The sequence below is a fragment of the Gemmatimonadaceae bacterium genome (assembly GCA_035633115.1).
Taxonomy (GTDB): domain Bacteria; phylum Gemmatimonadota; class Gemmatimonadetes; order Gemmatimonadales; family Gemmatimonadaceae; genus UBA4720.
In genome coordinates, this window is sequence record DASQFN010000008.1 from 88891 (window position 1) to 108415 (window position 19525).

General features: G+C 59.3%; 23 protein-coding genes. 15 read left to right on the forward strand and 8 right to left on the reverse strand.

Annotated elements, in window-relative coordinates; genetic code table 11:
- The first annotated feature begins 3 nt into the window (after nt 1–3).
- Together VES88_00880 and VES88_00885 are read left to right on the forward strand one after the other, a co-directional pair.
- On the forward strand, nt 4–327 hold the full coding sequence (locus VES88_00880) for a DUF5676 family membrane protein (protein HYN80027.1): 324 nt from the start codon (nt 4–6) through the stop codon (nt 325–327).
- A 254-nt stretch (nt 328–581) separates the two neighbouring features.
- Nucleotides 582–1046: a hypothetical protein gene (locus VES88_00885; GenBank protein ID HYN80028.1), complete on the forward strand. Its 465-nt coding sequence runs from the start codon at nt 582–584 to the stop codon at nt 1044–1046.
- 141 nt (nt 1047–1187) lie between these two features.
- Here the strand turns inward: VES88_00885 and VES88_00890 are convergent, their stop codons facing one another.
- Complete coding sequence (locus VES88_00890) at nt 1188–1526, reverse strand: hypothetical protein (protein HYN80029.1); 339 nt, start codon at nt 1524–1526, stop codon at nt 1188–1190.
- A gap of 178 nt (nt 1527–1704) precedes the next feature.
- Between VES88_00890 and VES88_00895 the strand changes: the two genes are divergently transcribed.
- Both VES88_00895 and VES88_00900 read left to right on the forward strand, forming a co-directional pair.
- Complete coding sequence (locus tag VES88_00895; protein HYN80030.1) at nt 1705–2493, forward strand: class I SAM-dependent methyltransferase; 789 nt, start codon at nt 1705–1707, stop codon at nt 2491–2493.
- The gene (locus VES88_00900) at nt 2493–4307 is read left to right on the forward strand and encodes an ABC transporter ATP-binding protein (GenBank protein ID HYN80031.1); all 1815 of its coding nucleotides are present in this window, start codon (nt 2493–2495) and stop codon (nt 4305–4307) included. Before VES88_00895 ends, VES88_00900 begins: the two co-directional genes overlap by 1 nt.
- Here VES88_00900 and VES88_00905 read toward each other — a convergent pair.
- Nucleotides 4281–5558, reverse strand: a complete 1278-nt coding sequence (locus VES88_00905; protein ID HYN80032.1) for an MFS transporter — start codon at nt 5556–5558, stop codon at nt 4281–4283. The two genes, VES88_00900 and VES88_00905, sit on opposite strands and share 27 nt — an antisense overlap.
- 52 nt (nt 5559–5610) lie before the next feature.
- Between VES88_00905 and VES88_00910 the strand changes: the two genes are divergently transcribed.
- On the forward strand, nt 5611–5865 hold the full coding sequence (locus VES88_00910) for a peroxidase (GenBank protein ID HYN80033.1): 255 nt from the start codon (nt 5611–5613) through the stop codon (nt 5863–5865).
- Nucleotides 5866–6210 carry a hypothetical protein gene (locus tag VES88_00915; GenBank protein ID HYN80034.1) on the forward strand — a complete coding sequence of 115 codons (345 nt, stop codon included), beginning with the start codon at nt 5866–5868 and terminating at the stop codon, nt 6208–6210.
- 195 nt (nt 6211–6405) lie between these two features.
- On the opposite strand, the gene VES88_00920 is transcribed toward VES88_00915, so the two are convergent.
- The 3 genes from VES88_00920 to VES88_00930 all read right to left on the reverse strand — a co-directional run bounded on the left by VES88_00920 (nt 6406) and on the right by VES88_00930 (nt 8833).
- A complete protein-coding gene (locus VES88_00920; protein HYN80035.1) occupies nt 6406–7281 on the reverse strand; it encodes a DUF2806 domain-containing protein in 876 nt (291 codons plus the stop codon).
- 102 nt (nt 7282–7383) lie between these two features.
- Nucleotides 7384–7974 carry an SLATT domain-containing protein gene (locus VES88_00925; protein HYN80036.1) on the reverse strand — a complete coding sequence of 197 codons (591 nt, stop codon included), beginning with the start codon at nt 7972–7974 and terminating at the stop codon, nt 7384–7386.
- Nucleotides 7952–8833: a hypothetical protein gene (locus tag VES88_00930; protein HYN80037.1), complete on the reverse strand. Its 882-nt coding sequence runs from the start codon at nt 8831–8833 to the stop codon at nt 7952–7954. Before VES88_00930 ends, VES88_00925 begins: the two co-directional genes overlap by 23 nt.
- A gap of 629 nt (nt 8834–9462) precedes the next feature.
- On the opposite strand from VES88_00930, the gene VES88_00935 reads away from it, so the two are divergent.
- Together VES88_00935 and VES88_00940 are read left to right on the forward strand one after the other, a co-directional pair.
- On the forward strand, nt 9463–10422 hold the full coding sequence (locus VES88_00935) for a site-specific DNA-methyltransferase (GenBank protein HYN80038.1): 960 nt from the start codon (nt 9463–9465) through the stop codon (nt 10420–10422).
- Between the two features lie 32 nt (nt 10423–10454).
- Nucleotides 10455–11156, forward strand: a complete 702-nt coding sequence (locus VES88_00940) for a BglII/BstYI family type II restriction endonuclease (GenBank protein HYN80039.1) — start codon at nt 10455–10457, stop codon at nt 11154–11156.
- A 112-nt stretch (nt 11157–11268) separates the two neighbouring features.
- Here the strand turns inward: VES88_00940 and VES88_00945 are convergent, their stop codons facing one another.
- Both VES88_00945 and VES88_00950 read right to left on the reverse strand, forming a co-directional pair.
- The gene (locus tag VES88_00945) at nt 11269–12201 is read right to left on the reverse strand and encodes a hypothetical protein (protein HYN80040.1); all 933 of its coding nucleotides are present in this window, start codon (nt 12199–12201) and stop codon (nt 11269–11271) included.
- Between the two features lie 39 nt (nt 12202–12240).
- Nucleotides 12241–12648 carry a hypothetical protein gene (locus VES88_00950; protein HYN80041.1) on the reverse strand — a complete coding sequence of 136 codons (408 nt, stop codon included), beginning with the start codon at nt 12646–12648 and terminating at the stop codon, nt 12241–12243.
- A 718-nt stretch (nt 12649–13366) separates the two neighbouring features.
- Between VES88_00950 and VES88_00955 the strand changes: the two genes are divergently transcribed.
- Nucleotides 13367–13990, forward strand: coding sequence for a hypothetical protein (locus VES88_00955; GenBank protein ID HYN80042.1), 624 nt, complete (start codon nt 13367–13369; stop codon nt 13988–13990).
- Between the two features lie 235 nt (nt 13991–14225).
- On the forward strand, nt 14226–15203 hold the full coding sequence (locus tag VES88_00960) for a DUF4349 domain-containing protein (GenBank protein ID HYN80043.1): 978 nt from the start codon (nt 14226–14228) through the stop codon (nt 15201–15203).
- A 1-nt stretch (nt 15204) separates the two neighbouring features.
- On the opposite strand, the gene VES88_00965 is transcribed toward VES88_00960, so the two are convergent.
- Complete coding sequence (locus tag VES88_00965) at nt 15205–16086, reverse strand: serine/threonine-protein kinase (protein HYN80044.1); 882 nt, start codon at nt 16084–16086, stop codon at nt 15205–15207.
- A gap of 82 nt (nt 16087–16168) precedes the next feature.
- On the opposite strand from VES88_00965, the gene VES88_00970 reads away from it, so the two are divergent.
- From VES88_00970 to VES88_00990, 5 genes are all read left to right on the forward strand, one after another.
- Nucleotides 16169–16756, forward strand: coding sequence for a sigma-70 family RNA polymerase sigma factor (locus VES88_00970; GenBank protein HYN80045.1), 588 nt, complete (start codon nt 16169–16171; stop codon nt 16754–16756).
- On the forward strand, nt 16753–17394 hold the full coding sequence (locus VES88_00975; protein ID HYN80046.1) for a hypothetical protein: 642 nt from the start codon (nt 16753–16755) through the stop codon (nt 17392–17394). The genes VES88_00970 and VES88_00975 overlap by 4 nt, the downstream gene beginning before the upstream one ends.
- Nucleotides 17391–18293, forward strand: coding sequence for a hypothetical protein (locus VES88_00980; protein HYN80047.1), 903 nt, complete (start codon nt 17391–17393; stop codon nt 18291–18293). Before VES88_00975 ends, VES88_00980 begins: the two co-directional genes overlap by 4 nt.
- A 123-nt stretch (nt 18294–18416) precedes the next feature.
- Nucleotides 18417–18929 carry a hypothetical protein gene (locus VES88_00985; GenBank protein ID HYN80048.1) on the forward strand — a complete coding sequence of 171 codons (513 nt, stop codon included), beginning with the start codon at nt 18417–18419 and terminating at the stop codon, nt 18927–18929.
- Nucleotides 18930–19001: 72 nt separating this feature from the next.
- Nucleotides 19002–19355 carry a hypothetical protein gene (locus tag VES88_00990; protein ID HYN80049.1) on the forward strand — a complete coding sequence of 118 codons (354 nt, stop codon included), beginning with the start codon at nt 19002–19004 and terminating at the stop codon, nt 19353–19355.
- The last annotated feature ends 170 nt before the right edge of the window (nt 19356–19525 follow it).

Consider the following 19525-nt stretch of genomic DNA (forward strand, 5'->3'; position numbering starts at 1 on the left):
CTGGTGATACTCACGTTGATCGCGCGAACAATCAATCCCGGAGGAAATATGGGAGTCAATACCCGCGCTCTCGGCTTCGCGTCGGGAATCATCGCAGCCGCAACCTTCATTGTCTGCGGCCTGCTGGTGGCAATTGCTCCCGGAGCCACATCGAGCTTCTTCGGATGGGTCTTGCACATCGATCTGAGCAGTCTCGCCCGCCCCATATCACTTTCGAATTTCCTCGGCGGACTCGCCCTGTTCAGCGTCTTCGTCGGGTTCTGCGTCGCTGCCGTCGGCTGGATGTACAACAAGCTGACGCCGCCCTCGCAATTCGAAGGTGCATAGCGGTGATCCAAGGCAGCGCGGCCCCCGTCTGAGATTGAGATCGATGCCGCAATGACGTTGCCTTTTTCCCGAGCCGAATTCTTCCCCGGGTCCTCGCCGGCTACAACGAGAGCGTGTGGCCGACGCAATCCGTTCTGTACGCGCTCGCGATCAATGCTGGGTCACTTCCCGTCGAGCGGCCGCTGGACAGTGAAGCGCATCGCCTAGTAGAGATTGCCGGTTTAGCACGATCCACGAGTTCTTCCGGAGGCACAATGGTACATCTTCACCTGATGGCAAGTCACCTTCCCGTAATAGGGGTTCTGCTTCTCGTGCCACTGCTGTTCGTCGCTCTCGTGCGAAGAAGCGATGAACTGTCCAAGCTCGGACTCTGGGCCGCGGCGGGAATAGCGATCAGTGGCGTAGTCGTCTACCTGACTGGCGAATCGACCGAAGAAGGCGTCGAACGTCTCGCGGGAATCTCGGAGAAAATGATGGAACGTCACGAGGAGATCGCGCTTCTTTCGACTATCGCGCTCGGCTTTTTCGGCGTCCTCGCGCTCGTGACGCTGTTTCGGAATTGGGGGCGACCGTTGTCACGCGGAATCGTCATCACGGCATTGCTATGCATGATTGCGCTGAGCGGCGCGTTCGCCTGGACGGCGAATCTCGGTGGGAAAATCCGTCATTCGGAGATCACCAGCGCCGTGGCAAGCAGCGCATCGGTGGATGACGACTGAGAGCTCGCGTCTGGAGGAGTTTTTGTCGACGTGAATGCGCGGCTGTCACGAATGACCGGTTGGAAGGCGGTCCCCGTCTCGGATCTGCGGATAGGAAGAAACAAACCTGAACGGGATTACGTGATCGCTCGAGAAAGCGCGTCAGCTCTTTCGCTTAGCGCTCGCTGCGCGACTCCGAACCGCCAACTCGTCGTTTGGCGTATGGTTGTGCCGATCTGCGTCGCGCGCCACTCGTGTTTTCTCGCTGTTCTTCTCGGCCTCGTCGTGCTCCTGCCGATCCTCGAATAGCCGGTCCTTGCCCTTTGTATTGTGCGCACGGATCTCCGCCGGATCATGTCGAGGTCCCTCCGCCTCTTCCGACAGTTTCCGGCCCGAATGCGCTATTTCCGCCTGGCGGGCGCGGGTTTTGTCGCCATGCTGATCGGGTTGACGGCGAACTGCGCCCTGCTGGACTCCATCATTCTTCTTGTTCTTTCCCACCACGTACTCCTCGTCGGGTTCAGGAAGGATGAGGCAACTGGCATGCCTGGCCCTGAGAACGCGGAGAGGGTGTGGCGGGAGGCGGGTTGAGTCGTTCACATTGGTTGGCATGGATGTTCGCCCTGCTGGCAGTCGCATTGATCGCGGAAGTAGCGTCCCGCCGGCTTCGGGGAGCTCGGTGACGAGCGACGCCTACGACGATATCGAGGAGATCGGCCTCCTCTACGACAATGTCACACTGTACCGGTCGCGCCCCGATGTGGATTTCTACGTCGAGGAGGCGCGAGCGACGGGGGGAAAGGTCCTCGAGCTTGGCTGCGGGACAGGGAGAATACTGATTCCAGTCGCGCGCCTGGGCAGCGAAATCACGGGATTGGACAGAGCGCCTCGGATGCTTGACCAGTGCCGGACGCGCTTGGAAGAGGAATCACCGGAAGTCCGCAATAACGTGAAGCTGGTTCAGGGTGACATGAGAGATTTCAAACTCGGCTCTCGATTTAGTCTCGTTATGATACCATTTCGTCCTCTGCAGCATTTGATGTCGGTATCGGAGCAAATCGCCACGCTGCGAGCGGCCCATCAGCACCTCGAGCCGGGCGGACTACTCGTCTTCGATGTCTTCAATCCAAGAATCCAGTACCTGCTCGAGGATCGCAGTGCAGAGCGGGAGGACACCGCTGAGGTCGCTCTCCCCGACGGCCGCACCTTCCGCAGAACCGGACGAGTTGCAGCGGTTCACATCGTGGACCAGTACAGTGAGGTCGAGATGATTTATTATGTTCGAGGAGCGGACGGAACAACCAGGCGACTCGTGCAGGACTTCCTGATGCGATGGTACTGGCGCTACGAGCTCGAGCATCTTCTCTCACGCTGTAACTTTCGCGTGAAGGCAGTATTTGGCGACTTCAACCGCTCTCCTCTCACCGACGTTTCACCCGAGATGATTTTCATCGCCGAGCGAATCTGATGGACATTCTCAAGGGCTACCTGCTGCAGTACTGGAAGCTGATCCTGCTCGCCCTGGTTCTCGCGGCGACGAATCAGGTATTCTCGCTGCTTGATCCGCTCATCTTCCGGCACATCATCGACCAGTACGCGACCCGGTTCAAGGAGTACACCACAGCCGAGTTCGTGCGCGGCGTCTCGTTCCTTCTTTTCCTTGCTGTGGGCGTTGCTTTCGTTTCCCGCGTCGCCAAGAACTTCCAGGACTACTTCGTAAACGTCATCACGCAGCGGCTCGGCGCGCAGATGTACTCTGACGGGATCCGCCACTCGCTCGAGCTGCCGTACGCGGTGTTCGAGGACCAGCGGAGCGGCGAGACGCTCGGCAAGCTTCAAAAGGTCCGTAGCGACGTCGAGAAATTCATCTCGCTGGCAATCAACATGCTGTTCACGACGCTGGTGGGCGTCGTGTTCGTGATGATCTATGCGCTCTCGGTGCACTGGGTGATCGCGCCGGCATTTCTGCTGACCGTACCGCTCATCGGAATTCTGAGCTCGGTGTTGAGCCGGCGCATCAAGGTCATCCAGAAGGAGATCGTCGCGGAAACGACCGCGCTCGCAGGCTCGACAACCGAGTCGCTTCGCAACATCGAGCTGGTAAAGAGCCTTGGGCTGGCGGACCAGGAAGTGCGCCGGCTCAACGCCACGACGGACAAGATCCTCAAGCTCGAGCTGAAGAAGGTGCGCTACCTGAGGAGTCTGAGCTTCATTCAGGGGACGTTCGTGAATCTCCTCCGGACGAGCATTCTCTTCCTGATGCTCTACCTGATCTTCACACAGAAGATCACGGTCGGTCAGTTCTTCTCTCTGCTCATCTACTCGTTCTTCATTTTCGGCCCGCTGCAGGAGCTGGGGAACATCATCAACACGTATCGCGAGACCGAAGTTTCGCTGAACAACTTCCGCGCGATAATGAACATTCCGAAAGATCCGAAGCCTGCCAACCCGGTTCCGATCGACGATCTGAATACTCTCGAGTTCCGGGACGTCGGCTTCACACATCAGACGGCGTCAGTTCCAGCGCTGAGTGAAATTTCGTTCAAGGCCGAGCGTGGGGATACAATTGCGTTTGTGGGGCCGTCCGGGGCGGGGAAGACGACGCTGGTCAAGCTGCTCGTCGGCCTTTATCCGCCTAAGCAGGGTGAGATTCTCTACAACGGATACTCCAGCACGGTGATCGATCTCGACCGGCTGCGCGAGCGTATCGGCTTCGTGACTCAGGACACGCAGCTGTTCTCGGGGACGATCCGCGAGAATCTTCTGTTCGTCCGTCCGGATGCGACGGACATCGAGTGCCTCGAGGTGATGCACAAGGCTGCTGCTGATTCATTGCTCGCCCGTGCGGATCGCGGCCTCGATACGGTTATCGGCGAGGGTGGAGTGAAGGTCTCCGGCGGCGAGAAGCAGCGGCTCTCGATCGCGCGGGCGCTGCTTCGACGGCCTCACCTCATTGTATTCGACGAAGCGACCTCGTCGCTCGATTCACTCACCGAGGAAGAGATCAGCCGTACGATGCGCGACGTTGCCTCGGATCGCGGAGCGACGACGATTCTCATCGCTCACCGTCTCTCGACCGTGATGCATGCCGACTGCATCTACGTTCTGGAAAGGGGCCGGATCGTCGAATCCGGCGGCCACGACGAGCTGCTCGATCGCAAGGGACTGTACTACGCCATGTGGCGACAGCAGGTTGGCGAGCGCAGGCAGCCGGCGGCGATCACCGCGCCTTCTCCTCTGCCTACGGTACCATCCTCACGGCAGCCGGCCATCGTCGGCTAGCAGTGCGGCCTCGCCGGTCCCGCGCGGGATCCGCAGGACCGCGACGAACGCCATTGCGGTGTACACCGCCATGATCAGGAAGAGCGGCCGGTAGCCCCCGAACAGATCGAACACCGCGCCGTTCATCGGATCGCCGATGGCGCCGCCCAGGGCTATGCACAGCAGGAAAAGCGCTGAGAGAACGCCACGGCGCTCGCGCGGGATCGGCTCGACGAACAACGGATAGGCGTTCACGGTCGGGAACGTCCACGCCGCCGACGCCAGCACCAGAAGCGGCGTTGCCTGGGACACGCTGGTCACGCGATCGAGCGCGACGAGGCACGCGGCCATGACCAGGAAGCCGAGCAGCATCGCGTTGCGCCGGCCGAACCGCACGCCGACGTATCCCGCGGGCAGCGCACCGATCACGCCGCCGATCGCCCACGCGATGAAGCCGATCGTCACGTCCTCGGGCCGAACGCCGAAGCGCTCGGTTCCATGAAGCGCGAACCACGTAGTGAATGTCTGGAATGTCAGCTGGAGGAGCAGCGCGGCGACGAAGATGGCGCGCATGCCGGGCACGGCACCTCGCACCGCGTCGCGCAGGGCGTCGAGCAGCGAGTGGAACGTCGCCTCGGCCGCCAGAGTTCCGTGTGGCGGTGGCTCGGCGAGACCGAACCGAAGTCCCGCGGCGATCGCGAGCACGGTAGCAGCGGCGATCAGGAACGCCGGGCCCATGCCCAGCATCCGGCCGAGCATCAGGAAAACGATCGCGCCAACACACATCTGGAACGTGACCGAACCCGTGGCGAGCGAGCGGAAGCGCGACGGCACCGCGTCGGCTACCAGCGCCTGGAACGGCGACCGCTGGACGTTGATCCCGGTGTAGAGCACGACGATCGCGGCGATGATGCCGGCAATCCCGAACTGCGCGGACCATGGGAAGAGCGCCATCCCGATGGCCGCCAGCACGAGCCCGCCGACCACCATCGGCAGCCGCCCGCGACCGGTTGCGCTCGCGCGGTCCGACGCGGCACCGGTCCACGGTACGAGGAAGAGAAGCAGCACGTTGTCGATCGCCATCACCGCGCCGATGACGGTCCGCTGGTCGCCGAGCGCGTCACGCACGAGGGGCGGCACGAAGGTGCTGAGCAGCGGGCCGGTGACCCCGGCGAAGAGTCCTCCCAGTCCGACGCAGAGGCAGACCCCGTATGGCGCGCGCGCGGAACGCTCCGCGGGCGCGCCGGCAGCCTCTTTGTTATCGCCAGGCACGCCGCAATATTGCGGCGTTACGACTATACGCGTAATCCCGCTTGAGGCACGCATGGACCCAATGTTCCTGCCGGGCGTCGAATCGAGCCCGAACCCGGATTCTCCCTACACGCGGCTCATCGAGGAGGCGCGGGCCGCGGGGCGCGAGTACCCCAAGATCTGGCACCTCTTCGCGTTCAAGCCGCACGCCACGCAGCACCTCGCGCAGTTCACGCAGGAGATTCTCCGCGGCGAGGCGCCACTAAGCCCGGGCTTTCGCGAGCTCATCGCCGCGCGAACCAGCGGCCGCAACGACTGTCCGTTCTGAGTGAAGTCCCACGCCGCGGTCGCGGCGGTTCTGCTGGACAGCGAGGAACTGGTGCAACAGGTACTCGCCGACGTCGACAGCTCTGCGCTCACCGATGCGGAGAAGCTGCTGCTGCACTTTCTCGACAAGGTGAACCACGACTCGCCGCGCATCTCGCCGGAGGACATCGCGCCGCTGCACGTCGCCGGGTGGACCGACGAGCAGATCTGGTACGCGATCACCGTGTGCGCGCTGTTCAACTTCTACAACCGCTGGATCGACGCCGCAGGCGTGTGCGCGCTTTCGGACGAAGCGCACCGCGAGGGTGGGAAGCGAAGCGCCGCCGGCAGCTACGTGCGTAAGTAGCGTTCAACCATAATGAGCGTGCAATCGCGGTCCGTTTACCTCGTCGGCTACCCGACTCCGAGAGAGACGGCAACGGAAAGAGACGGCAACGGAAAGAGCCGGGTTGAGTGAATCCACCACGCGGGCGTCCTTGAGGTGGGCCACGAGCGGCCGTAGCACGGCAAGCCGCTCGATACGAGTCTTGGACGGCGGGACCTACGTCGAAGCCCGTTGGAGCCGAAGGGGCGACGAACACACAATGCCAGCCGCCGCCCAACGAGCCAGCACGTAGTCGAGATACGCGAGTACCGGTGTCGTGTTGCAGATCGGAGCCAACTGCCGACCGACGTTGCTCAGGTACACCTGGCCGATCTCTACGTGGTTGTCTTCGTCTTTCGGGAATTCGAGGGTGATAAGGCTATCGAAATACGTCAGAACAATTCGACGAGGCTGACGGCGGAGCTGGAATCCCGCTACGGACTGGAAGCGGAGCAAACCGATGTCATCGAGATGGCTGAGGTTGGCGAATGTGATTCCAGCGTCGAGGTAGATGGGATCGTTGGTGTCGTAGATGAGCGGTAGGGATCTGTCCGACTGCCAAGCAAAGCGGCAAAGCGTGGTGAAAAGTTCGGCGTCGGACTTATCTAGCGACGCCAGGAAGTCCACCGTCCTCTTGGAGTAGGCGCCAGGCGCGTTCGCCTCTCCGGCGAGCACTAGCGCCCAGAGATTCTGCATCTCGTCGTCGGAAATCAGACGGCATTTGTCGAAGAAATTGGCTATCCAATCATCTTCAACCTTCGCCGGATCGGCTCCTTCAGTAACATTCGGCAGGGCCTTCGCCGTTATCGCTTCCATGTTGTCCTGACGACGTGCCTCCTCCACGAGAAAGCGTTGTAGCGCGCGGCGTTGTAGTTCGGACACCTCGATCTGTGCCGAGGCTTCGATCTTGGCGGCGTCGGCTTCGGCCTTGGCTATGCGACGAATCTGGTATGGCTGGAAGTAGCCCCCGATGGCATCTGAGATGCGCTCAATGAGTACAGTGGCGGGCTTCGAAATGTCGCCCAGGTTTATCAGAGAGTGGCCACCCGTCATGAGTCGCTCGGGGATATAGGAGTACGGTGGTTGACCAACGAGTCGAGTGTCGGGCTAAACTAGGTGTTATGCCGTCATCAGCCATTTGTTTGCAGCGCGCCTCTAAGCCGAACGAGACCGCTTAAGCTCCTTTGGCAAGAAGGCGTCGATTTCTGCGTCAGAGAATGTCATGTCCTCCAGCTGTTGAAGTCCCTTTTGCGCCTTCTGATATGCCTCGAAATTCGTACTCGGAGCACCACTGTATATGGCATGCAAATCCTTAAGGAGCCGGTCCCGCTGCTCTTGTAGATTTTCGAGTGGCCTCTCTTTCATGGCAATATCTACGAGCAAGGCGAGATACTGCTCTCGAATCAGCCAAAGATTAGCGGCGGCTTGACGGTGCTTTTGAGCTAACGCGCCAAGGTCATAATCTTTCATGTACGCGTTCAATGCGAGCAAAGCCGCGGAGAGTATCATACCGATAACCGCGGCAATTTTCGCAGAACCGAACAGCACGCCAACGAAACCTGCGGTGCTCAAAGCCGCCAATACGATTTGGGCCAGCTTTAGGTGGTCGAGGCGAGCTAGAAGTATATCTGCGCACTTCTCTTGTGTTTTATGGGAATAGACTATCCGTCCGTAGCATTCGCGAATCTGTCCTTCGAGGACGTCTCGGGATTTGGCCGTATCGTCAGTTTGGGAATGACGTTCCAAAAATCTCTCTCCATTTCTGTTTGGCCGACCACTCTTGCTTGGGTGTGGCCTGCTCATGCTTTATGGCCTCTCTCGCAATGTTTTCGCAGCGGCGAGCCTTGTATTGAAACAACCCCTTGCCGTAAACGTACTGACCGCTGCCTGGTGCCTTCCAATATTCTTGGTCAGAGCTCAGGTCCGCCGTCCATTCGAAGAAATCTCGACACATGAAGTCGTAATAAAAATACGATTTATCTCGATAAGCATAGTTTTCGATAAACTGGTACGCTAAGGTGTCGACCAGCAGGCCGCCGATCGCAACGCCCCATTCTCGTTTCCATGCGCGCATCATGCGACATAGCGGCACCAAATTGCCGTTGCACGCCTCGTTGCGAGTCCTGATTGCCGCACTCTCGGGGCGCGGATTTGTTGTCTTCCAGCTACCTCCACCGTTAGCATCGGGGTAAGTGTAGCTGCCAGCGTTATTCACGAATGCCGGCACAACCTCGAATGTGATGCCATCGGTGAATGGGACCAGGATGACCTGTCCGTCTGCGCGAATGGAGGTCGTGGAATAGGTTTTCGAAATCGCCGTTCTCACCGCCTGAAGTAATGCGGATTGCCCGTTGCCGACATACTCGTCATACCGTTTGTACAATGAAGCGGGTAGTTCACAAATCATGTCAAGGTCACTGAAGCCTTCGATTGCGGTGCCTCGGCCGTACGATCCGGCATACAAACTGTGAGAAGTGTCTGACGTCGTGTTCCAAAACTCAGTATTGAGGCGCTGCGTGATTTGCCTGTAACGCGAGGAGATCGTGTCGCCTTGGGTCACTTGAATATTCGTATTGAATTGGCTGAACCAGTCTGCTAATCCCATAGGCAGAACTCCTAAGTTGTAATATCGGGGATCGATGAGGTAAGTAAAGCGGCGACATAACGTCGCAGCTTCAGCGTTCTGTTAACCCACAGCCAACAGCACCTAATCACCGACAAATCGGACGTACGTATGGACAGCGTCGACGGCGCGTCCGCTCGATTGCTACCGTCTCGGCTCATACCGCATCGCGCAACACCGGCACGTCTATCCGATCACGGCCGGCTAAGAACTAAGCTCAATCGACAACTCAGAAATCCGAGGGCAACACCAAATCAGCCCTAGAGTGCGTGCGCATCCGAGAGATTATGCGGTAGCCTCTATTGGTCGGCGTACTCCATATTCTGTGGTGACAGGCGTCGCTCGAAAGCGCCTTCCTGCCTTAGTGGAGGAGCGGCGAGCGTCATCGTACCCCAGGGTCCGTGGTTGGACCGCTGCCCGAAGATTCGATCCGTCGGCGGCTTGAGGCGGCTTGTCGCCTCTAAGAACGGCATCGGGACATGTAGGAACGACACCGTTAAGGACATAAGATTGACAACGGCGAGGAATTGGTACGCGCTGGTGGCGAGCCGCAACCACGTTTCAGAATAGTTTTACAGCCATCACGAGTTCGACAGTCTCGGAGTGAGAGCATGAAGAGTAAGCGAGTCAACCGCGTCCGCGAGCTAGGGCCGGAACTGAATGGCAAGCGCAGAGTTTCGCATCTTGCATCCGATTTCTCTCCAGATGCCGACGCAGTTCTGCATCATGGTGACTGCTTGGATTTTTTGGGGAGGCTACCGGATCGAACGGCGCGCTTGGTTGTGACCTCCCCCCCATACAATATCGGCAAGCGTTATGAAAAACGGGTAAAGCTCGAGGATTATCTGGATGGACAGGAACGAGTAATTAAAGAGTGTGTCCGCGTCCTCACTGATGATGGCTCGATCTGCTGGCAGGTCGGCAACTATGTAGAGAACAATGAGATCACTCCGCTCGATGTGGCGTTATGGCCAGTCTTCCGCCGACTTGGCCTCAAAATGCGAAATCGTATTGTTTGGCACTTCGAGCACGGGTTGCATTGCTCGCGGCGGTTTTCTGGCCGCTATGAGACCGTCATGTGGCTGACAAAGTCGGATGACTACGTTTTCAATCTTGATCCGGTGCGTGTTCCACAGAAGTATCCTGGGAAAAAGCATTTCAAGGGTCCAAAAACTGGGCAGTATTCAGGCAATCCATTGGGGAAGAATCCCGGTGACGTATGGATCATTCCGAATGTCAAACACAATCATGTCGAGAAAACGATTCACCCCTGTCAGTTTCCCGTCGAGCTCGTAGAGCGACTTGTGCTCGCGATGACTCGTCCTGGTGATTGGGTGCTCGATCCCTATATGGGAGTCGGCACCGCGCTCGCCGCTGCTGTGCGACATGGTCGCAAGGGGATGGGCGCGGAGATCGTTGCAGAATACGTTGACGTAGCAAGGGAAAGAGTTTCCGCCGCTACAGCTGGATTGCTTCGAACGCGCCCCATGGGGCGAGCCGTCCACAAGCCAAGCGGTAACGAGAAGATCCTACAAAATCCGTTCGATCATCCGCAGCGCACGCTGCTGTGAGCCCATCGCACAAGCGTAAAGCCACTCCGCCGATGAGGATTGTAGACACTTTCAATCATCGGAACGGCAAGGACATTCTGGAGAGTCCCCAATTCCGCGATTCCTTCCACGAGTTTATGGATGTCCTTCCTTGGTTACCACCGTATCGATCAGCCAAGACCAAAAAAACCTCAATTCAGCACGTCGTCGCTCCGTCGGCAATGAATCGGTGGCTCGACAACGAACTGTGCATCACACGGGATTGGGATTGGCATCCGTTGATAATCAATGCAGATCCAGACGATCAAAGTGGCAAGAGCGGCCTTCGCTCCGATTATCGGAAGGACAGAATCGAGGTGGAAGTCCAATTCGGAAATGTGGCGCGGTATACCTACGATATCTACAAAATGGCGATCTCCCTTGCGCGCGAGCAGGCAGATGTCGGCATCATGGTTGTATCTACCAAGCGATTCGCGGGCATCATCGGTGGCAACATCGCCTATTTCGAACGAGCAGTCAGGGAACTAGCACATTCCCGTTTGACATTGATTGTACCTCTCGTCGTGATTGGCGTTGAGCCGGAAACCTGGATGATCGATGGCTATCCAGCCGAATCCGAGGCACCCAACGTTACCGCAGAGCTGATTAACGCCGTCCGATTAAGTCGTGGTAAGCCTCCCGTTCCCGCTGAGCCCGACGATGCGTCGAGCCCTTCTCTGGATGAACTTCGGCTGCTCGCAGAACGCGTGGCGTAGTGGCGACCGAAGCGGGCCAGATGGCGTGTAACGTCGAGGCGATATGACCTCGCGTGCAAGTCGGTAGTCGTCTATGCACCGGGCATGCTAGGGTGTTGCCCGTGGCAGCGTCCTACCGGTCAGGCGGCGACTCAGTTTTTGGGGTTTGGAGTGGATAGTACTGTGTGTAGCGGCAGAGTCTGCAGGTCGTCATCTGACTAGTTCCTGGGTCCGGCGGCGCAAGCAGTTCGCTGCAAATCAAGCAAGCAGTTAAGCCCGAGGCATTTTCTGTGGACCTTTGCCGTTCGCTGAGTTGTTGCCACAAAACTCGGGGCTCGGTCATCCAAGGCGAGTCAAATTTCTCGTCTAGCTTTCCCCTCACCCCCGATACTTCGGCCTGAATGAGCGTCAGATAAGCAAGTGCGGATGGATGTAGGTAACCGAGTCCAAAAATCGCGCACGCTTCGACCCTCTCATTTTGTACGTTGATTTCCGTATAGTAAGCTTGGAGAACGATAGGTCCGAAGCCTGCCAGGACAGTGAGCGCATCCGTCAGCTCCTCGTTCTTCTGTTTGTCCTCAATTCGCAAACTCTTTTTAGCCAGCGCAAAGTGAGCCATCTCATGCGCAATGATGGCATGTAATGCGACGTCATTATCCTTGTATAGCTCGAGGACATCTAGAAAGAAACGGTCACCCACTTGTCGGAGGCTTCCTGCTTCTCGTCCAACGGATTTCCGGGCGAATCGAATTCCAAGGTTCTGGATTTGGACGCCGTAGCGTCTTGCGGCAATGCGAACGATGCCCTTCGCGTACGAAATTCTGTCATCGCTGGTCAACGCGGGGTATACAATCGGCGCGCATCGGAGAAAATCCGATCCGAAATTGGTAATCAGTTCCTTTGTATAACCCTGAAGGTCTGGAACGAAATGCTTTAGGTCGTATTCGGATTTTTTACGGGCAACACCTATGCTGTCGGCAGACATGGTGCTAGATGGCGGGCCCCCTTTGCGCCGACCCGCAAAAAAGCCAATAGCGGCGCCGATTCCTAAGATGAGTAATTCCATTGTTGTGGGCGCCAGGTCGTATGTCGCCGGACTTTCACCTCAGCAATTCTTAGCTAGTTCCGGATCCAGAACTAGAGTCTTCCCCGGCTCGCCACCGAATTCCAGCTGCATAACGGGGAACAGCCGAACCTCGATGCGGTCATCACGCCGAAAGCACATGTGGGCGTTCAGAGAGATCCCGCTTCGGAGTTCCACCACTCGCGCTTGATGTGCCCAGTCCACCTCAACCGCCTCATCCTCGACGGGGTTAATTCTCTTGACAATGGATTGGTCGATGGCAAACCGCGCGTTTTGCGCATCGAGCCCCGTGACCATTCCATCAAGAACCTGTACATTCCGCGCCCAGAAGGACTGTCCCGACCTCACCGTCAAGTGGGCCTGAGGTAAATAGCCTTCGACGACAGGGCGATCGTCTTCCCGCTCATCAATCCCAAGCAAAGTGGCCAACGCCACGAGGTGGCCCCAGGCCCAACCGCTAGTGCCGTCCGACAGTCGGATCTCAAACCAATCGCCCCGTCTCTGCAAAAGCTCCGCAGTCGTTCCGCGTCGTAGGTTCGCAACGACTCGCGCAGACGCTGATGGCCCGCTGCGCAATGGCATCCGTAAGCCGTTCGAGTACGCAACTACGCGCCCAATTGGCTCCCAGCTGGAACCATCAATCGCGGGTTGCCATATCTTGCCATTCCGAAAACGACCAACAATTGTCCTTGCAGTTGTCGAACCCGGTAGCACGAGGTCCCCGCTAGCTTCGAGCGTTAGCAGGTGTCGTCCGGCGACGTGAAACCTGCCCGCATTGTCAATCAGCACCGTCGGCCTTATCCGACCTCCAGCGGTCAACTCTGCGAGAGCGGCCCGAAGACTTCCTCTAGAGGCGAGCCCGCCGCCGATGCGAATGCCGGTTCCCAGCGCCGCGCGTGCCGTTACGCTTCCCGCGGCGGCACGCCCAAGTCCCCCGAGTGCGCCACGAACCGCAATAGCCCCAACGCAGGCCGTCAGGGCCAGAGCGAGGATCGCGATCGCCAAGCCGAGCTTGAGTCGAGCCGCGTCGAATCCGAACTTACTGGACCGTGAAAAACTGGTCATGAGGCCCGCTATCGTGATACCATGGCTTGTCGTCGTCGCCCTCGCGGCGTGGGTCGTTCACGCCCGAGTACGAATCTCTGGATTGTCGGAAACCCTCGCCCGCACGGAAGCCGAGCTTAGCACTACCAGAAACAGCCTGTCCACAGCCAACCAGGAACTTGGCCAAAAAAATCGAATCCTCGATGAGTTCAGTCGTCAGTCGGTTCTTGTGCACTCCATTTCGGCAAGGACGCGCGTCGAATGCGATCGCCCTATCAGACTCCGAGATTATTCCGCACCAGAAATTGATCCCTCAAATCCGCGTATCGGAACGCTGATAAAACTCCAGACTAACACCGGAACGGTTTTCGAACTGGCCAACGTTGACTTGGCCGTTCAGTACCACGAGACTGGAAATAATCGACACGAGTTTGCCTTCCAATACCAGCCACTCGAGCCATCTGCCCTTCGGGTCGAGAGTTTGGCGTCGCTCGCCAATATCAAATTCCTTATCGTGAACTACGGTGCTGTCCTGCGAGGGCTAGGCTTTTGCGGTGATCACGCTGTCCTCGCCGAGTTCACATTCCAGGTTAATGGATTCGACGTGATTTCGCTAACAAGCTTTGGCGGGTTCAACGGAGGGCCGACTCAATACGATGTCGGGTTCGTTTTTCTCGACATACAGAAACGCTATATCAATGCATTGGCAGAGCCACGGCAGCCGTAAATAGGCCGACCGTGCAGGTGTAACCTCGTCGAAGACTTGCGCTAAAAAGATTGTCCGGACTTCTCCCTCCCAATGGCTGCGCATACTGAGCACGTGCGGATAACGACATTCTTCATGCATCGAGTGGCCAAATCCTAGAGTAATCCGCGTTTCCGGCATCCATGAGAGGCTGAGCACTGTGCAAGTCTGACTCGCTCTTGCGTCTCATATTCAGCACTAACCAGAGTGGAGCTAAATGAGAGCACTAATATCAGCCGCGGCAGTGATGCTGCTGGCTGCCTGTAGTGGTGGAAAATCAGAGGACGGATCCGCCGTGGGCACGGCAGCCGTAGCTGACTCCAGATCATTGCAGGTTCAAGGAAAAATCGCCGGCGCACCGGAAGCCGGCAACGGAATCGCCGGCCCGCCATCGCGGCGTGCGGAGCGTGACATGGCAGCTCAGGCTGCACCGCAGGAGGCAACGGCTTCGGACGCCGCAAATCAGGCCGTCAAACAATCTGGCTCCAGCGTCAATCTCGGCACATCCGCGTCGGGCGACATCGCTCCGACGATGGTCATCCGAAACGGCCACGCAACCGTCGAAGTCGAAAAGCTCGATCCGGCAATCGTGAAGCTCCGGCAGCTTGCAACCCAGCTCGGCGGGTACGTCGCCAACTCGTCGATGATCGGCGGGCGCGACCAGGTGCCCACAGCGACGCTCGAGCTCAAGATTCCCGCGCAGCGATTCGACCAGGCGCTCAACGGGCTCGGCACTGTCGGCAAGGTCGAGTCAGTGAACGCGACCGCTGAGGATGTTGGCGAGGAATTCGTGGACATCACCGCGCGTGTTAGCAATGCCCGGCGGTTGGAGGAGCGGTTGATCGAGCTGCTCGCCAACAGGACCGGAAGACTTCAGGATGTTCTCTCGGTGGAGCGCGAGCTGGCACGAGTTCGCGAGGAGATCGAGCGTTACGAAGGCCGGCTGCGCTTCCTCAAGTCACGCGTTGCTGTGAGCACACTCTCCGTCACGCTGCACGAGCCGATGCCGATTCTCGGGCAGTCACCGGGCCAGAACCCGATTGCGGAGGCGATTCGCCGTGCGTGGCGCAACTTCGTCGGATTCATTGCGTCGGGAATCGCAGCGCTGGGAATACTCATCCCACTCGGCGTGCTCGCGTTTGCCGGATGGATTGTCTACAAGAGGGTGCGCGAGCGCACAAACAAGCCGCAGTGAGTTACCGTTCAGGCTTCGGATCTATGGCCGGCTTGCTCCCTGCAGCCGGGCTGGAGAGCGCGTTGAGCCCGTCCAACATTTCTTCCGCTGATTGCGGCCTGGCGGCGGGGTTCTTTTCGATGGCGCGCATGATCAAAGCCGCCAGGCCATCCGGGGCTGAGAGTTGTTTCACCTCCAGCGGCTTTGGTCGCTCGATCGCATGCGCGACCATAGTTGCCTGTGGACTGCGTCCAGGAAACAACGACGATCCTGATATCATCTCGTAAGCGATCGCACCGACCGCGTAGATATCCGCGCGATGATCGAGCGAAGGATCAGCGGCCACCTGCTCCGGTGCCATGTACGCCGGACTCCCGAGCGCAACTCCGAGCGATGTGACGAAGCTTCCCGGCGCGGCTGCTGCCGTCAGCGCCTTGGCGATGCCAAAGTCAGTGACCTGCGAAGCGTACTTCGCCAGAAGCACGTTGTCGGGCTTGATATCGCGGTGAACTATCCCATGGTCGTGAGCGTACGCGAGAGCGGAGAGCACATCTCGAAGAATCCGGATGACATCGTGTACGGGCAGCGCGCCGTCCCTCGCCAGTCGGGCCTGCAGCGATTCACCCTCGACGAGCGGCATCATGTAATACGGCAGCCCTTCCGTGGCACCGGAGCTGAGAACCGGAACGATGTTGGGATGCTGGAGCTTTGCGGCAACCTGGATCTCCCGCTTGAATCGATCCAGACTCACCGCAGCGGCGAGCTCGGGTGGAAGAACCTTGATGACGACCTTACGATCGAGAGTCGTGTCGTTCGCCTCAAAGACGCGCGACATGCCGCCGCCCCCGAGCTCATGCTCGAGGATGTAAGCACTGCCAAGCGTCCCCTGAAGCTGATCGCGCAAATCGGGCAGGCTGCCGCTCCGTCGAGTTAGCCGGGCTAATTTAAACCCAGGAACCCTGGCCGGCATCATACGTTGAAGGCGAATGACCCGACACTCAGCGCTGAGGGAATCGACGATTCCGTTGCAGGCCAACTGGAGCGGTGACGAATCGAGTCGGGCCCTCATCGGCCGGGCGCAGAACGGCGACGTCGATGCCTTCGAGCTCATCTACAATGAGCACTCAGGCAGAGTCTACGCGCTCTGCCTGCGGCTCATGGGCGGCGAGCAAACCGCCGCCGCCGAGCTGATGCAGGACGTGTTCGTCCGGGCGTGGAAGAATCTCGGGAAGTTCCGGGGCGAATCCGCGTTCTCGTCGTGGCTGCACCGGCTTGCGGTGAACGCAATGCTAGAGAACGCGCGGAGCGACAAGCGCCGGGTCGCGCGGGTGCTGCCGATGGAGGACACGAGCCAGATCGGCGCTTTCGCACCGGGCGATTCGCCGGAGCTCAGGATCGATCTGGAGCGGGCGATCGCCAGGCTCCCGGCAGGAGCGCGAACGGCGTTCGTGTTGCACGACATCGAAGGGTACCAGCACCAGGAGATCGCGGAGCAGCTCGGCGTCGCGGTCGGAACGGTGAAAGCGCAGCTCCATCGCGCGCACAAGCTTCTCATACAGGCATTGGACAGATGACAGACGATACGATAGACGAAGCCAGGCTTCGCAAGTTGATGGACGAGGTATCGGCGCTGCCGAGGAGCATCGAGCCGCCACCGGACGCGTGGATGAACATTCGAGCGGCGATCGAAGCGGGCGAAAGCGCAATCGGGAGGGGGGGTGCAGGCGCGAACGCAGGCGTTGAGTCAGGATCGCGGCACAGAGGACGAATGGCCTTCTGGCAGCGTCCCGTCTTCCTCGCGGCCGCTGCAGTCGTGCTGGTTGCCAGCTCGTCGGCGGTGACGGCGATTGCGATCGGCCGGCGTGCGAGTGACGGATCCGGTGTGGATACTGCAAACCGATCGCGCATGGCAGCGATCGCGACCGACAGCAATGGCCCGGCGTCGTTGGCGCAATTCACTGTCGTCGAGAGCGATTATCTGAGAGCAGTCAACGATCTCTCGGCGACGCTCGAGTCAGAGCAGGGGTCGCTCTCCCCGGAGACGATCGCCAAGCTGCGCGAGAGTATCAAGGTGATAGACACGGCGATCCTCGAGGCGAGGAACGCGCTCGCGGCGGATCCCGCCAACAGGACGCTCATTCAGATGCTAGCCAACTCGTACGAGCAGAAGGTGGATCTGTTGAAGCGAACCACCGAGATGGCCCGGGGTTGAGGATGCTTCGCCAGGCGCTACTCTGCGTCGCTGCGCTTTCAATCTTTGCTACTGTCGCGGAATCGCAGGTAAAAGTCGAGCGCGGGCTGCGGCTCGATGCTGATGGCTCGGTCCGGATCTCCAATCTCGTCGGGAGCGTGCGCGTAACCGGCTGGAATCGCGACTCGGTGGCACTCCGCGGATCGGTTCCCAAGGGCGACAAGGTTTTCATGGGCGGTAGCGCGCAGGGGATGAAGATGTTCGTCGAGCCGATGAACGACCGCAATCCGCAGCCGAGCCGCCTGGACGTGATGGTCCCAGCGGGGGCCAAGGTGTGGGTGAAGACAGCGACTGCGGAGATCGAAGTGTCGGGCGTAACCGGCGAGCTCGATCTGTACGTCGTGGGGGGAAGGATTCGTGTATCGGGAAAGCCGGCGGAGTTGAATGCAGAAGCAATAGACGGCGACATCGAGGTCAACGGGAAGCCTGGCTGGCTGCGTGCGAAGAGTGCGAGCGGAACTGTGACATTGAATGGGTCGAGCTCCGATCTATCCATCTCGACGGTCAGTGGCGGAATAACCGTCAACTCCGTGCCCGCGGAAGGAAGCGGGAAGTTCGAACGCGCCAAGATCGAAACTGTTACGGGACCAATCCGCTTCAACGCCGATATCGAGAAGGGAGCGGCCATAGACTTCAACACGCACAGCGGCACTCTCGACATCGCCATCCCGAGGCGCACGGGCGCGGACTTCGACATCGCGTCCATCGCGGGGGCGATCTCGAACGAGCTCAATTTCGGCCGGCCGGCGAAGGGTCGTTACGGTCGCGGGTCGGAGCTGGTGATGATGAACGCCTCCGGGGGGGCCCGGATAACGGTTCGGTCGTTCAAAGGGCCGGTGACGCTGAGGATAGCCAAGTAACGAAACTGCAAACTGCAGTTCGTCTCAACCTCAGCCCGCCGACTGGCATCCTATCAGGTGCAAGACGCCAGACAATCCGTCTGACGCCGCAGAAGAAAAAGCCTCTCTGATCGGAGTCCCATCATGCGCTCACCAATTCGAAAGCTGGCTCTCCTCGCCGGACTGACAGTCGCCGTTTCTACGGCGGCGGTCGCCGGTCCGCCGTGGATTGCCATCGAGTACCCCGTCAATCCCCACGATCCGGCAACGCGGGATGCACTTCTCACCGTCCGCACCTATCACCACGGCGATCTGAGGTCGTACGAGCTCACCGGTACGGCGGAGGGAATCGTCAACGGTCGACGGCAGACCATGCCGCTCGACATCCGCCGTCTCACCCAGACCGGCATCTATGCCGTGCGCTGGCAGAAGCCGGCTCAGGGAACCTGGATGCTGGTGATCACCAGCAAGCAGGCCGGATCGCATGCGGCTACGGCTCTCGTAACGATCGACTCGCGCGGCGGCGTCGCCTCCGTCAGCGTTCCGTCCGGTACGATCGAGAATGGCCGGTGGCGTGTTCCCCGCCGAGTGGCGAGCGCCGAGATCGACGCGATGCTGAAGGCCAACGCCGTGCCGGCCGTAGCGCGCGGACAATAGGAGACAGTCACGCACCTCCCACGATCAGGGCGAGTAAATTGATGCGGCCCTGATCGTAGCGGAGGTGTTCAAATGAGTCGCAAGACCGTTCTCCTTTTTGTCCTCGTCTGCTTCCTCGCCGGAATTGCGACGTTTCTGGGTTCCGTCATCGGAAACGCATTCGGCGGGACGGGCCTCTACGCAGGCGCGATCATCGGCGGAATCATCGGCGTCGCGGCCGCAACGCGAATTGCGCTGAAGCGGGAGATAATCGGACCAAAGCGATTCTGGGGTGCGACCCTCGGCGGGATACTCGGCCTTCTCCTCGCAGCACTGGTCGCCACCAACAATCTGTCGACGCCGGTCATTCCGCTGGCGAGCATTCTGCTGATCGGGCTCGGCGCGATCGTCGGCGCCGCCTCGGGGCACGGCAAGTCGATCGACTGACTCCTTTTGTTGCTTATGGATTAATCCAGTACGAAATCTTGAGCAGCAGCGTGTTGTCCGGGTGCTGACGGAAGATGTCCTGGAAGTCGCGGCGGAAGCTGAAGTCGTTCACGAACGCCGGAATCCTGCCGCCCCTGCGCCCATACCAGGAACAGCGTCGAGCCCGGCTT